Source organism: Pantoea sp. ABR1s (assembly GCF_057812235.1).
Map to the genome: position 1 here is coordinate 673945 of NZ_CM173823.1, position 14861 is coordinate 688805.

Sequence of the window (14861 nt, forward strand, 5' to 3'; positions counted from 1 at the left end):
TTTTCTGCTCCGCGTTAGTGGGTGCCGCCCAGCGTGACAATCGGCCGCTGGCTCTGATCGCCGGTCAGCAATCGCTCAACAACAAACAGCAGGGTGAAGATCGCGCCAATCGGAATCGGCAGATACATCTCGCCGTAAGTCACTGCCGGTAATGAAGCGAGCGTCTGTACCCACATCGCTTCGCACAGGCTGTAACTGGCCTGAAAGATCACCAGACAGGTGATGATCATCAGCAGATCGCTGACGCGCAGCATCAGGCGTTGCCGGGCGGGTGACAGGCGATCGGTGACCATGGAAACGCAGATATGCGTTCCGGCCCGCAGTCCGACCGGTGCGCCAATAAACGTAAAAATGATCATGCAGATAATGGCTACCGGTTCCGGCCAGGAGAGCGCGCCGTTCATCACGTAGCGGGCGAAGATCCCGATCGGGATCACCGTCACCATAATCATCAGTGCCACGGCGGCAATCAGCATGCACAGCAGATAGAGCCCATCCATCAGACGTGTATAAGCAGCCATAATTGATACCTGATTAAGCACGCCACACGGCAGTGTGGCGCGGAAGGGTTATTTCACCTCAGCGATCCGGGTCATCAGATCCTGATATTTGCCGCCAAACTGATCGCGCACCGGCTGGGTCGCTTTGACGAAGTAGTCGCGGTCGGTCTGCTGGAAGGTGACGCCACCCGCCTTCATTTTGGCGATCGACTCTTCGGTATAGGTCGCCCAGAGCTGGCGCTCCTCATCCTGCGCCTCTTTGCCGAGCTTCTTCAGTAGCGCCTGATCCTCAGGTTTCAGGCGATCCCAGGCGCGTTTTGAAAACAGGATCATCTCTGGCTGGATAAAGTGGCCGCTGAGGGTGTAGTACTTCGCCACCGGCATATAGTTATGGGCGACAAAGGTCGGTGGGTTGTTCTCGGTGCCATCGACCACGCCGGTCTGCATCGCACTGAACACTTCACTGACGCCCATCGCCACCGGATTCGCGCCCATCGCTTTCAGGGTCGCCAATGAGATGGCGCTGTTCTGCACCCGAATCTTCATGCCTTTCAGATCTTCCGGTTTTGCCAGCGGCTTCTTGGTGATCATGTTGCGCTCACCGGCATCGGTCCAGCCCAGGAACACCATGCGGGCGTTGGGATCTTTATCGAATTTGTCGGCAATCTCGCGGCCTATCTCGCCATCCAGCACTTTGTGCATGTGGTCAATGTCGCGGAAAATGTAGGGCAGGGTCAGCACGCTGGTTTCCGGGGCGATCGAGGTGACTGGCGCCAGCGACACACGGATCATGTCGATTGCGCCCAGCTGCACCTGTTGCAGCGTCTGATCTTCGTCCCCCAGCACGCCACCGGCGAAGAGCTTCATCTCCAGCCGTCCATCGGTGGCCTGTTTGAGTTTGTCGCCCATGTGCTGCAGGGCGACCACGGTCGGATAACCGGCAGGCTGGACTTCAGCCACTTTGATCACCTGTGCCGTGGCGGTGGCGCTCATCATCATCGCCGCCAGGGCACTGGCCAGGCATGTTTTCGTCATTCTCATTATTTTGTCTCCCGCTGAGGTAGGACGGCGTCCGGCGTCGGGGGCTAACCGGAGAGAACCGTGTGGAGCCAGCATAGTGAAAACGCGCGCCAGTAAAATGCGGCAATGCTGATTGAATGAATGCCATCACATTTTGAAACGATGTTTTAATAAATTTTCATGCAACTTCACATTTTCGAAACATCCTTCTTAAAAGTGTTTAAACCTGGTCAATTGCGGGTAAATGGCGGCGATCAGCTTTGTAAATACTAATGAGAACTACTATCAATTCGCCGTCGTTTTGCTATTATTCGCGCTTGTCTCGCATCCCTGAATCAGAAGTTGGAGAAGCAGCGTGGTAGCCAGTGATTTGATGCAAACGGACCTCTCCGTTTGGGGCATGTATCAACATGCCGATATCGTGGTAAAGGTGGTCATGATTGGCCTGTTATTGGCCTCAGTGGTGACCTGGGCGATCTTCTTCGGTAAATATGCCGAACTCAGCGCCGCTAAACGCCGCCTGAAGCGTGAGCAACTGGCGCTGGGCGAAGCCCGCAATCTGAATGACGCCGCCCGCATTGCCCAGTCATTTACCGGTCACAGCCACAGTGTGGTGCTGCTGAATGATGCGCAGAATGAGCTTGAACTGTCGGCTGGCGTGGAAGATACCAACGGGATTAAAGATCGCACCAGTTTCCGCCTTGAGCGCCGCGTCGCTGCGTTCAGCCGCCATGCAGGCCGGGGCAATGGCTTCCTGGCCACCATCGGTTCGGTTGCGCCGTTTATCGGCCTGTTCGGCACCGTATGGGGCATCATGAACAGCTTTATCGGCATCGCTAAAACCCAGACAACGAACCTGGCGGTTGTTGCACCGGGTATCGCCGAAGCGCTGCTGGCAACCGCGATTGGCCTGATCGCTGCGATTCCGGCGGTGGTGATCTACAACGTCTTTGCCCGCATGATCGCCAACTACAAAGCCTCGCTGGGTGATGTCGCCGCTCAGGTGATGCTGCTGCAGAGCCGTGATATCGATCTGGGCACGGTCGCCACTGATGTTCCGCGTCCTGCGACGGCTCAGAAACTGCGCTTAGGGTAAGTTCTTATGGCAATGCGATTAAACGACGATCTGGAAACGGATGGTGAAATGCATGAGATCAACGTGACGCCGTTTATCGACGTCATGCTGGTTCTGCTGATCATCTTTATGGTGGCCGCGCCGCTGGCCACGGTCGACGTACGCGTCAATCTGCCCGCCTCAACCAGCGCGCCGCAGCCGCGTCCGGAAAAGCCGGTTTACCTGTCGATTAAAGCGGATAAGCAGCTTTACGTCGGTAACGATCAGGTCACGCCGGAGTCGCTGGTTAACGTGCTGACTAACCAGACCCAGGGCAATAAAGAGACCACCATTTTCTTCCAGGCGGACAAGTCAGTCGATTATGAAACGCTGATGAGCGTGATGGATAAGCTGCGCACGGCGGGCTATCTGAAAATTGGTCTGATGGGCATGGAAACCGTGAAGAAATAGCGGGTTATCCGGTTCAAAAAAAAGGCGACTGTTCAGGTCGCCTTTTTTTATGGCTGCTCTCCAGCCCTATAAAATCAGGCAAATCAGGGCTAGGGTAATCACTTATGCTCCTCGAACTGACTTGTTAATTAGTTGTTACTTATGTACATAGATTTGTAAAGTGCAATGGTGAGCCAGGTCACATTAATCCCGACTCAGGCAGGCTAAAACGGCTAAAAAACAACAGGAAGCCGTTATGAGTCACACCCCGTCTTTACAAAAGCCGCCGAAAAGTGCCGCCCGAACCATCTTCACCGTCACCAGTGGTAACTTCCTGGAGATGTACGATTTTATGGTGTTTGGCTACTACGCTACTGCCATTTCAAAAACCTTCTTTCCCGGCGATGACCCGTTTGCCTCCCTGATGCTGACCCTGATGACTTTCGGTGCCGGCTTCCTGATGCGCCCGCTGGGGGCGATCATCCTCGGTGCCTACATCGACCATCATGGTCGTCGTAAAGGGCTGTTGCTGACGCTGGGCTTAATGGCGATGGGCACCCTGACCATCGCGCTGGTGCCGGGCTATGCCACCCTGGGCGTGGCAGCGCCGATTCTGATCCTGCTGGGACGGCTGTTGCAGGGCTTCTCGGCGGGCGTGGAGCTGGGTGGCGTGTCGGTCTATCTGGCCGAAGTCGCGCCCAAAGGACGCAAAGGCTTTTTCGTCAGCTGGCAGTCGGGCAGCCAGCAGATTGCGGTGATCTTTGCTGCTCTGCTGGGTCTGATGCTGAATCATCTGCTGGCGAAAGAGGCGGTGACGGAGTGGGGCTGGCGTATCCCGTTTGTGGTCGGCTGTCTGATTGTGCCGTTCCTGTTCTATATCCGCCGGATGCTGGAAGAGACCGAGGCGTTCAGCAAACGTAAACATCATCCGAGCATGACGGAAATCATGCGGTCTGTCGCCAGCAACTGGGCGCTGGTGCTGGCGGGGATGCTGATGGTGGTCACCACCACGGTGATGTTCTACATGATCACCGCCTTTACCCCGACCTTTGGTAAAACGGTGTTGATGATGAGTGACAAGCAGGCGTTCCTGGTGACGCTCTGTGTCGGTGTCTCAAACCTCATCTGGCTGCCGCTGATGGGGGCGTTGTCGGACCGCGTCGGTCGCCGTCCGCTGCTGATCATTTTTACCCTGCTGATGATTGTTACCACCTGGCCGGTGCTGCACTGGCTGGTGGGATCGGCCAGCTTCGCTCACCTGCTGGAAGCGGAACTGTGGCTGTCGTTTCTCTATGCCAGCTATAACGGCGCGATGGTGGTCTATCTGGCGGAGATCATGCCTGCTGAAGTGCGCGCCGCCGGTTTCTCTATGGCTTACAGCCTGGCGACGGCGCTGTTTGGCGGCTTTACGCCTGCCATCTCCAGCTATCTGATTCACGCCACCGGTGACAAAGCAATGCCGGGCGTCTGGCTGACCTTTGCCGCAGTCTGTGGGTTAATCGGCACGTTGCTGATTGGCCGGATGGTGAAGCAGTATCAGGCCCGTCACAGCGGCACGCCGGTCAGTGCTTCACTCTAAAACGACAAATCGACCACCACGCTGTCGCTGTAGTTTCCGGCTGGCGGCGTGTTCTGCGTGGTCAGGATGCGCGCGGTGTAGTTAAAACCGCGCGTCAGTCCATCCGTGGATACCGCCGTCGAGGTGGTACTGCTCCAGCGTTCAGTGCCTGCCGATCCCCAGCGATTGCTGGTGGTACTTTTATAAATTTCATAGCTCAGCCGATTCGCGCCGCTCGCCATATTCCTGACGCTGCCCACCGGATAACTGCCATTGCTCAGCCCGACGGTATAGGTGCTGCCTTTGCTGCACAACACATTGATGGTCTGTGACACGGCGGAGAAGCTGCCGACCAGCGGCGCGCTGCCAAAGCTTATATTCGGCGCGGTGATGGTGGTGCAGTCATTGGTAAGAATGGCGGTGATATTAATCGGGATGACACCGCTGCCGTTCTGCTCGCTTAAACAGATATTGCCAATCGCAACGCTGGTGCAGATGCGATAAGTCACGGCCATATTCAGCGTCAGCTGGTAGGTCCCGGCGGCGACCACCTGACCAGGAACGGTGCGCAGATAGACCGGGATGGCGAAGTTAAGGCTGCCCAGCAACCCCGCCAGGTTGATCAGGGTCTGCGAACCATAGACAAATGGCGTGCCGCCAATCGTCAGTTCGGTAGCGCAGGCCGTGTCGGTGCAGAGCCGCACCGGCACATTATCGCTGCCGGTATCACCGCTGCGTTTCAGCGTACCGCGCGTGCCGTTGCTATTGGTCGCGCCCGTCAGCTGAAAGGTGATCTGGTTATTGCCCAGCAGCGACAGCCCGGCGCCCGCGCCACAGTTGACGTTGGCATTCGTGGTGGTGGAACTGACGGTGGTGTTAGCCACAAAGGTTGTGACTGAACCGAAACTGGCGGTCGATGCGGGCAGGGCGCAGGCGGCGTAGCCCAGCGACGGCAGTAACAGCAGCAGGCCAGCCAGTATCACAGATTTCATCATGGTCGGTTTCCGGACGTAAAAGATTCAGCGGGAGAGGGGGCGCTGCCTGCGGCAGGGGCGGGCAGCGCACAGGTCAGGGGGCCGTAAGTTTTCAGCGCCTGCGGCTGACCGCTGGCGATGCGCAGTTCGGTTTCGCACTGGCGGCCATCGGGCGTCACCACCTGCATCGGGTTACTGGCGGTGAGATCTTCCATCCAGACGATGCCATCCCAGCCGACATACCCGGTGGGATGATCGGGACGCTGCACCAGGCTTGATACCGGCAGCGGCTGGCCCTGCGCATCGACCAGGATTACGCTGGCTGAGCGCAGTTTCTCCACCGGGAAGTTGAGCAGATAGCCGCTCTGGCGTTTCACCGCAAAGCGCTGCTCAACCCGTGGCGTGGTCATATCTGCCGGCAGGTCGAGGGTGTCGATATCATATTTGGCCGGGTAGTAGCTGCTGATGGCAGGCACCAGCAGATAGCCCTGTTGATTGGTGCGTCCCATCGACTGATTCTCGTAGCGCACGTTAACGTCGGGATAGTTGGTCTTCACCAGCACAAAGGCGTCGTTGATCTCGTTAGCGGCAAAGACGCTGTTGTCCATTAACACCAGCGCACCCGAGAGATCGGCCCACTGGGTGAGGTTGTCATCATCGCCATAGAAGCCCGCCGAGGTGTCAATCTGGTTGTTGCGATAGCGCAGACTGCCCTGACGATAATCGCCGCTGTCTCCGCTCTGATTCGCCCAGGAGGCATCCCAGGCGAACCCGCCGTCGCTGGGCATGGCGCGTGAGGCATAAACGCGCTGTCTGTCGCGGCCACGCTGGTCGCGTTCGTTGCTGAGGGCCACGCTGCCCTGTTCGCCAAACGGGATCACCAGCGAAATCGCTCCGGTCCAGCTTTTCTCCTGCTGATCGCGGCTGGCCGAGACATACAGACTGCTGTTACCCCACAGGTTTTTACTCCATGAGAGGTTCCACAGCCGGGTGCGATCGCCCTGACCGTCAGTGATGTCGATGAAAGCGGCACCGACGCTGCCAAAGCGGTTCAGCGAGACGCTGGCGCTGTACTGAGCACTGCGGCGTGAGAGTGCGTAGCGGCTATCCGCCTGGCTACCGGCACGGCTGCCGACCAGCGCCAGATTGCCGAAGTCGCTGCTGCGCTGGGTCTGTTGAGTGCCGATGTTGAACCAGCGGTTGTTGTACTGATATCCCCAGCTATATTGCCTGCCGCTCTCGCCATCGAGCTGACTTTGCGCCACCGCGCCGTTGACCACGCCCCAGCTGCCGACGCGCAGCTGACCACCCAGCCCGCCCATCGCCAGCGTTTCGCTGCCTTCGGCGTGGCTCTCCAGCGTCAGCCAGTCAGTCATACCGTAACGATAAGAGCCGCTGGCCGCTGCCTCACCATAATCGAAGTTCTTTATGCCATAGTTTTCGCGGATTGCCCCGGCAGAGAAGGCGTAGTCCGACAGCCCCGATTTCAGCAGGTTACTGGAGACGTAAAACGGCATGGTGGTGGTGACACGGCGGCCAACCGCATCGGTGGTAGTGATCACGGCATCACCTGCGCCGTTAACGAATGGCACATTGGTCATCGACCAGGGGCCAGGCTGCACGTTCGCCTGGCTGGAGCGATAGCCGTTGATAAAGAGATCGACGGTGGAAGGCACGGCGGCCTGACCGGAAAAGGCGGGCAGCGGATAGGTCACCAGATCGGGACGGACGCTGAAGTCGCGACCGACGCGGATGCCACCGAGCCGCACGCTGCTGCTCCAGGCCAGCGAGTCGGTGACCAGATCGCCGACTCGCCAGCTTACCGCCGCATTCTCATCTTCATTGCTCCACCAGGTGTCGTAGCGGATATAGCCATCATCCTGATAAGTCGTACTGCCTTCCAGCTGCTGTTGCCAGACGCCGTTAGTGGAGAAATGACCGGCATCACCAAACAGCCTTAGTTCGTTCCAGGCGGACAGGCGGGAGCCACTGTTATCCGTGCGGCTGGCGTAAAGATCATAATTAATCAGCGCGCCGCTGCTGGTACGGCCCGGATAGCGCGGTCCGTTCTTCGCCTCGCCAATCACCTGACCGGGCAGCCACTCAGGCGGTACGGTCAGCAGCAGACGCTGTCGCGCAGCGTCATACTCTACTTTGATGGGTTGCAGGCTGCTGACATCGACCTGCGGCTGCTGGCCCAGCTTATCCGCTGGCAGGCCGGCACGCTGCAGATCGCCACTGCGAATCCAGAAATGACCATCGCGCTGCTCTGCCGGCACAATATTGCCGTTCTCCTGCTGGTTAATCACCAGCTCCAGCATATATTGCTGACCGTTGCTGCTGGTCTGCAGGCTGGGCGGCGGGGGCAGGGATGAGTAAGTCTCCGCCAGCACAGGATCCGGCGTAAAAGCGTAAATAACGCTGGCCACGGCCAGCGCGCAGGGATGCAGGGAAAACGGTCTCATTCAGCGCTTACTTCTGGGCAGCGCTACGCCACTGGCTCTTGTTAACCTCTGCGGTGAGTTCGCCGCTCACCGGCGAGGTGAGCGGCCAGCGGTGATAGCTGTCAGCCAGCACATAGCCGTATAAGCCTTCGCCCAGTTTGCGACCGCCAATCGCCACATTGCTCAACCGGGCGTGACCGCTGCCGCTGTTGGTTAACTGGAGCCAGCGCCTGCCGCCCTCGCTGATCTGTTGCCAGCGCAGAGCCGGGCGAGCGCTGTCTGTGTTCAGCCCGGTACCGTAAACAAACAGCGGCACCGAATAGCGCATCTGGAAGGTCAGCCCGGCCTGATTCTCGCCGGGATTTCGCGGGGTTGGGATCTCATCCAGCACCACCCGATAGGCCAGCTCTTTACCGGCCGCAGGCGGCGTCTGTTTAATCAGCCTGACCAGCTGTTTCTGGCCTGGCTCCATCCGCACCATCGGCGGGCTGGCGACCACCTGCTGCTGAGTCTGATACTGCTCCTGGCCATTGTTCTGCTGCCAGCTGAAGACGCGGATCTGCATCATGGTGGTGCTGTTACCGCGATTCTCCAGCCAGAGTTCACTGGCTTTCTCTTCGGGATTAATGGCGGGATCGATGGGCCAGATCATGACCGAATTCGCGGCGAAGGCCGGGGAGAGCAGGGTGGAACTTAGCAGCAGCAACAGGGCGCGCAGTGGCTTCATGATCATATCCTTGTTTTCTATCACCTCACCAGCTCAGGGTGACGGTCAGCGTGTCGGTATAAACGCCGGCGCGCGCAGTGCCGGGCAGTTGTAGCTGACCGTAGATCGGCAGCGTAATGTTATTGGCATTGCTATAACTCAGCGGCACCGCCTGGTTCACGGGGATCACCGTGGTGCGGCTGGCGTTGCTAAAGAGCGTATAGGGAACGGTGTTGCTGAAATTGGGCAGCTTCAGGTTACGGGTCGTGGTGAAATTGTTGCCCTGATTAATGCTCATGCTCAGCGTGGTGCCCGGCGTACAGGCGAGATTAATCGAGGTGCTCTGCAGATAGCTGGCGTTGACGGTATTCGCCGCCACGCCAGACTGCGTACCGAAATTAAGCGTGCCAAAGACGCCGGTATTGGTACCGGATATCACGCAGCCTGCCACAATCGACGCGGTAACCTGGAAGGTGCTGGTTGGCAGACTCCAGGCGCTGATACTCCCTGTCAGCAGGGGCAGACCGCATGCGATCGTCAGGCAGGATCGCCAGAGAACCACCCGTATTTACCTGCGACAGCAGTTAATAGTTCACGGCAACGTTAATCGTGTCGGTATAGGTTCCGGCAGGGATCAGGGGATTGAAGCCGCCGCCGACCACCCGGCCATAGATGGCGTAGTTGGTCCCCAGCGTCGGATCGGTAGTACCGCTGGCGGCGATAGGCGTATTGTTGGCGATCGCCGTGGTAAAGGAGGCGTCACTGTAGAGGGTATAGGCGATGCCCTGCGCATTATCCGATCCCAGTACCAGATAACGCGGCGATGCAGAGGCGGTGCCGTAGATGGTCGCTGGCGCAGCATTGCTGCTGGTGACCACCACGTTGTAATCCTGACCGGTGGTGCAGCGCACAAAAATACCGTTACCAGCCGCACCGACCAGTGTGGCGTTCAGGGTATCGAACGTGGCTGCGCTGCTACCAAAGTTCAGGGTACCGAAGTTAACGCCCGCCGTAGCCGACTGGCCGTTCACCAGACAACCGGTGGTCAGGGTTAACGTGGCATTGATGGTTCCCGAGGTCGTCGCCGCCTGGGTTAATGACGGAATAGCGACAGTTAATCCTGCAGCGGCAAACAGAAAAAGCTTGAGTTTCATAATATTTCCTTACGGATTATCCAGAGTCAGTGCTTTTTCACCCGGTGTTTATTAACGATTCAACCCAAAATAAAGGAAATAAAATAACAAGGGAGGCAGTGCCGCTATCTTAAGAAAAATCTTAGACTTAAGAATGCTGATTTATATCAGTTTTACTTACTATAGATCAGTTAAAGTGTTACGCGAAGCCTTGCTATTTATTTTTGATTAATCAAAACGTCACTCCGGCCGATAACCCAGTAACAGCAAGGCGCGAAGACGAGGCGATAAAACAAAATTCTTTGTTTTTTCGGGCTCTGGCATGCTTTCTGCTTCGGTGATATGTTCCTGTACCAATCAGACATAATAACGGTTTACCAGCTTGCTCTGCGGGCGGTTAATAAGATGCAGGTTATAAATGGCCAGCGTCGGCGGGCGCGTTTTGCCTGGCCTTCAGGACCACAAAATACCGAAATTTAATCACTTTCACCCATCGGGTGTTTTCAGATCACTTATCAGACTGTACACAGCACCCGTTTCTCCGCGGGTGGTGAGGAGTTGCACATGTTGCCTGTCACCTGGGATAGCGTCCTGATCTGCGTTTCGCTGATCGTGGCGTTCATTGCCTCTTTTACAGCCCTGGATACCGCCGGACGAGTGGCGGTATCCCGTGGCTGGAGCGCCCGGTTCTGGCTGTTGGTGGGCGGCATCGCAATGGGGATTGGCGTCTGGGCAATGCACTTTATCGGGATGCTGGCGATGATGTTGCCGATGATGATGCGCTATGACACGCGGCTGACGATCCTCTCGCTGCTGGTGGCGATCCTGGCGTCTGTGCTGGCTTTTGGCCAGACGGTGGGTGGCCTGCATCTCACCCGACAGCGGCTGCTGCGCGGCACGCTGATCCTGGGCGCGGGTGTGGTGGTCATGCACTATCTTGGTATGTATGCCCTGCTGATTGAACCGCAACCGGAGTGGAATGCGCTGCTGGTGGCGCTCTCTGTGCTGATTGCGTTTGCGGCCTCTGGCCTGGCGCTGTGGCTGGCCTTTCATCTGCGCCAGGGCGATCATCATCTGATGCTGATGCGCGGGCTGGCCTCTCTGGTCATGGGCATCGCCATCGCCGGTATGCACTATGTAGGTATGGCAGCAGCAGAGTTCAGCCACAGCAGTATGATGCAGCCGCACGGCGTCAGTAATGCGGGCCTGGCGGTGTGGGTGACGCTTATTACCCTGACTATTCTGGGTGTCACTCTGCTGAGTTCGATGCTGGATGCGCAGCTGCGCGCCGCGCGTCTGGCGACCCGCCTCAATCGCGCTAACCAGGAATTGCGTCAGCTGGCGATGCATGACAACCTGACCACGCTGCCCAATCGTGTAATGCTGGAGCAGCAGCTCGATCTCGCCATTAAACAGGCGATGCTTAATGAGCATCGCTTTGCCGTGATCTATATGGATCTCGATGGCTTTAAAGCGGTCAATGACACATGGGGACATCACGTCGGTGACCGGTTGCTGGTGGCAGTGGCGGAACGGCTTTGTAGCCAGCTCAGCAACACGATGCTGCTGGTGCGTCTGGGAGGCGATGAATTTGTGCTGATGGCTGAGTGCGATATCAGCGCAGCCCGCCAGCTGGCGCAAAAACTGGTTAAAGTTATCAGTTCGCCGTTTGAACTTGACCGCTATGTGCTGCACGTTTCACTCAGCGCGGGCATTGCGATCTTTCCGCTGCACGGTCGCAACCGGCAGGAGCTATTGTTTAATGCTGATGCGGCGATGTACCACACTAAACACAGCGGACGAAACGGCTGGTGCCTGTTTGAACCGGCCATGAGCGCCGCGACGCAGCATCAGCTGGAGCTGGCAAACGATCTGTGGGAGGCGATAGAGCGCGAGCAGATGCGGCTGTTCTATCAGCCGAAATTCTGTTCCGGCGGCACCAGATTAATGGGATTCGAAGCGTTGTTGCGCTGGCAGCATCCGCAACGCGGTTTACTGACGCCTGAGCTGTTTCTGCCGCGCGCCGAAAAAACCGGTCAGATTATTGCGCTGGGTAACTGGGTGATCGGGGAGGCCTGTCGTCAGCTCAGGATATGGCACAGCCAGGGCCACAGTGACTGGACGGTATCGGTGAATCTCTCCGCGTTGCAGTTTCACCAGCGTGATTTACTGACTATCCTGACGCAGACCCTGGCGCGTAACCAGTTGCCAGGTAGCGCGCTGATGCTGGAGATCACTGAAGCGATTGCCATGCGCGATCCCGCTTTCAGCCAGCAGCGCATTCGTGAATTGCAGCAGGCGGGTGTCAGTGTCGCGATTGATAACTTCGGCATCGGTTATGCCAACCTGCTGCATCTCAAAGATCTGGATGCCAGTGAACTCAAAATTGATCGCAGCTTTATCAACTGCCTGCGGCCCGGCAGTGAAGATGCGACCGTAGTCAGCGCCATGCTGACCCTGGCGCAGAGCCTCAATCTGCGCATGGTGGCGGAAGGGGTGGAGACTGAAGAGCAGCAGCATTTGCTCACCAGCTTAGGCTTTGATGCGTTGCAGGGCTATCTGCTGGGCAAGCCAACGCCAGCGGACCGGGTTGAGGCGCTAAGTTTTCCCTCACTGCGACAGCCGGTGGCGTCACTGTCCGGCTGATAGCGCTGACAGCAACGATAGATTTCATCACTCAGAATGAGTGGAAGGATGCAGGGTTCGCGGCTCATTAACCGCCGGGCTGTGCCGATAACTAAGAGAATAATTTTAAAAACCCTCTGCCCAACCACAAGCTCTGCTTTCGCGGGAATGCACTATGTTAGCGACCTCATACGACTCTTTTATCGTCATCGTCTCCGTTCTTGTCGCGATGCTGGCTTCGTTCACCGCCTTAGATATGGCGGGACGGGTAGTGAATTCAACCGGCAAAGTTGCGCTGGTCTGGCTGTTCGGCGGCGGTTTTTCCATGGGCATCGGCATCTGGGCGATGCACTTTATCGGCATGCTGTCGATGAACATGGAGATGGTCATGAGCTACAACGCCGGGCTCACCGCCTTCTCTGCGGCCATCGCTGTCTGTGCGTCGATATTTGCGCTGTGGCTGGTCTGCAATGGCGATCTGCCTTTGCCGCGCCTGGCGGGCGGCGCGCTGATCCTCGGCAGCGGCGTAGTCGCGATGCACTACACCGGCATGGCGGCGCTGATGTTCTCCCCCGGTATCGTCTGGAAATGGGGCTGGGTGGCGCTGTCGGTAGCGATCGCCCTGGCCGCCTCTGGCACCGCGCTGTGGCTGGCGTTTAACCTGCGGGAAGGACAGACCAGTCGGGTCACCCTGCTGCGCATTGGCGCATCGGTGGTGATGGGCTGTGCTATTGCCGGCATGCACTACACCGGCATGATGGCGGCAGAGTTTCCCGTCCACAGTCATCCGGTCGGGCAGGGCGTCAACAGCAACTGGCTGGCGATTCTGGTCACGGTGGTCACTATTTCGATTCTGGGCATTACCTTGCTGGTGTCGATGCTGGATGCGCGGATGCAGGCGCGTACCTCGATTCTCGCCAGTTCGCTGGCTGAAGCCAATCGCGAGCTGGCACAGCTGGCGCTGCACGACAACCTGACGCGGCTGCCTAACCGCATCCTGCTGGAGGATCGGCTGGAGCAGGCGATTAACAAAGCGAACCGTGAGCAGAGGCAGTTTGCCCTGATGTTTATGGATCTCGATGGGTTTAAGGCGGTCAACGACGCGTTCGGGCACCACATTGGCGACAGCCTGCTGATTGGCGTGACCGAGCGCATGAGCGAGCAGATGACCGGCTACTTCACGCTGGCGCGGCTCGGCGGTGATGAGTTTGTGCTGCTGGTAGAGATCGACGATCCCAATGATGCGGCGGCCATCGCCGATAAGCTGGTCAAAGCGGTGGATCGTCCGTTTGATATCTCACGCTATGAGCTGGTGGTATCGCTGAGTCTGGGCATCGCGGTCTATCCCGGCGATGGCGTGGATGAGCGCGAACTGATGTTCAACGCCGATGCGGCGATGTACCACACCAAAAATAATGGCCGCAACGGCTACACCTTCTTTCAGCCTTCAATGAACATTCAGGCCCAGAGCCAGCTTCAGCTGAATAACGATCTCTGGCAGGCGCTGGATCATGATGAACTGCGCCTGTTCTATCAGCCAAAATATTGCGCGCCGAGCGGTCCGATTCTCGGTTTTGAGGCGCTGCTGCGCTGGCAGCATCCGCAGCGCGGCCTGCTGTCGCCCGATAAATTTCTGCCAATGGCAGAAAAGACCGGAATGATTGTCAATATCGGCAACTGGGTAATCTATGAAGCCTGTCGCCAGCTGCGCCAGTGGCATCTGCAGGGCCATCCGCACTGGTCGGTGGCGGTGAACCTGTCGGCATTGCAGTTTGAGCAATCGAATCTGGTGGAGACGGTGGTGGATGCGCTGGAAAAACATCAGATTCCGGCCGAACTGCTGACGCTGGAGGTGACGGAAACTATTGCGATGCGCGATCCCGATGAGAGCGTGCGTATTCTCACTGAGCTGACCCAGCTCGGGGTTAAAGCTTCAATTGATGACTTTGGCACTGGCTACTCCAGCCTGCTCTATCTGAAACGGCTACCGGCCAGTGAACTCAAGATCGACCGGGCCTTTGTTAATGAGCTGCAGCAGCATCACACAGAAGATGCCACCATCGTGTCGGCGATAGTGGCGCTGGCGCAGTCGCTGCAATTGAAAGTGGTGGCCGAAGGCGTTGAAACCGCTGAGCAGCAGGCCTTCCTGACCAGCCTGGGCTGTAATACGCTGCAGGGCTATCTGCTGGGCAAGCCGGTTCCCCCGGAGCGGGTGCCGGAGCTGGCTGATTATGTGGTGGCGGAAATTGAAGAGGCGATTGCGGAAGTGAGCCTGAATGCAGAAGCCGAAGCCGAAGCCGAAGCCGAAGCCGGGCAGCCGCTGACGCCGCAGGTCGCTGTGATCTGACCTGCCTGAAGCCGTGAAGAATCAGCGCAATCGGATAAAGCGATTCGCGC

At 57.8% G+C, this 14861-nt stretch carries 12 protein-coding genes; 5 read left to right on the top strand and 7 right to left on the bottom strand.

Annotation, left to right across the window (positions count from 1 at the left end):
- Window positions 1-14: 14 nt before the first annotated feature.
- Window positions 15-521, bottom strand: coding sequence for a TRAP transporter small permease (locus tag ACXKZD_RS03245; RefSeq protein WP_010671117.1), 507 nt, complete (start codon window positions 519-521; stop codon window positions 15-17).
- Window positions 522-569: 48 nt separating this feature from the next.
- Window positions 570-1541, bottom strand: coding sequence for a TRAP transporter substrate-binding protein (locus tag ACXKZD_RS03250; protein ID WP_010249015.1), 972 nt, complete (start codon window positions 1539-1541; stop codon window positions 570-572).
- A 352-nt stretch (window positions 1542-1893) separates the two neighbouring features.
- Here ACXKZD_RS03250 and exbB point away from each other — a divergent pair, with 352 nt between their 5' ends.
- From exbB to ACXKZD_RS03265, 3 genes are all read left to right on the top strand, one after another.
- On the top strand, window positions 1894-2616 hold the full coding sequence (gene exbB, locus ACXKZD_RS03255) for a tol-pal system-associated acyl-CoA thioesterase (RefSeq protein ID WP_192033504.1): 723 nt from the start codon (window positions 1894-1896) through the stop codon (window positions 2614-2616).
- Window positions 2617-2622: 6 nt separating this feature from the next.
- Window positions 2623-3045, top strand: coding sequence for a TonB system transport protein ExbD (gene exbD, locus ACXKZD_RS03260; RefSeq protein ID WP_010249013.1), 423 nt, complete (start codon window positions 2623-2625; stop codon window positions 3043-3045).
- A 235-nt stretch (window positions 3046-3280) separates the two neighbouring features.
- Window positions 3281-4603 carry an MFS transporter gene (locus ACXKZD_RS03265; RefSeq protein ID WP_010249012.1) on the top strand — a complete coding sequence of 441 codons (1323 nt, stop codon included), beginning with the start codon at window positions 3281-3283 and terminating at the stop codon, window positions 4601-4603.
- Here ACXKZD_RS03265 and ACXKZD_RS03270 read toward each other — a convergent pair.
- Genes ACXKZD_RS03270 through ACXKZD_RS03290 form a run of 5 tightly spaced genes read right to left on the bottom strand, consistent with a single transcriptional unit; the run spans window position 4600 to window position 9860 of the window.
- Complete coding sequence (locus ACXKZD_RS03270) at window positions 4600-5577, bottom strand: Csu type fimbrial protein (RefSeq protein WP_010249011.1); 978 nt, start codon at window positions 5575-5577, stop codon at window positions 4600-4602. The genes ACXKZD_RS03265 and ACXKZD_RS03270 overlap by 4 nt on opposite strands.
- Window positions 5574-8021, bottom strand: coding sequence for a fimbria/pilus outer membrane usher protein (locus ACXKZD_RS03275; protein WP_488981858.1), 2448 nt, complete (start codon window positions 8019-8021; stop codon window positions 5574-5576). The genes ACXKZD_RS03270 and ACXKZD_RS03275 overlap by 4 nt, the downstream gene beginning before the upstream one ends.
- A gap of 7 nt (window positions 8022-8028) precedes the next feature.
- Window positions 8029-8727, bottom strand: a complete 699-nt coding sequence (locus tag ACXKZD_RS03280; RefSeq protein ID WP_010249009.1) for a fimbrial biogenesis chaperone — start codon at window positions 8725-8727, stop codon at window positions 8029-8031.
- 25 nt (window positions 8728-8752) lie between these two features.
- Complete coding sequence (locus ACXKZD_RS03285) at window positions 8753-9247, bottom strand: Csu type fimbrial protein (protein WP_154210535.1); 495 nt, start codon at window positions 9245-9247, stop codon at window positions 8753-8755.
- A 43-nt stretch (window positions 9248-9290) separates the two neighbouring features.
- Window positions 9291-9860: a spore coat protein U domain-containing protein gene (locus ACXKZD_RS03290; RefSeq protein WP_033758818.1), complete on the bottom strand. Its 570-nt coding sequence runs from the start codon at window positions 9858-9860 to the stop codon at window positions 9291-9293.
- Window positions 9861-10403: 543 nt separating this feature from the next.
- Here ACXKZD_RS03290 and ACXKZD_RS03295 point away from each other — a divergent pair.
- Both ACXKZD_RS03295 and ACXKZD_RS03300 read left to right on the top strand, forming a co-directional pair.
- Window positions 10404-12485, top strand: a complete 2082-nt coding sequence (locus ACXKZD_RS03295) for a putative bifunctional diguanylate cyclase/phosphodiesterase (RefSeq protein WP_488981859.1) — start codon at window positions 10404-10406, stop codon at window positions 12483-12485.
- A gap of 154 nt (window positions 12486-12639) precedes the next feature.
- Window positions 12640-14811, top strand: coding sequence for a bifunctional diguanylate cyclase/phosphodiesterase (locus ACXKZD_RS03300; protein WP_488981860.1), 2172 nt, complete (start codon window positions 12640-12642; stop codon window positions 14809-14811).
- The last annotated feature ends 50 nt before the right edge of the window (window positions 14812-14861 follow it).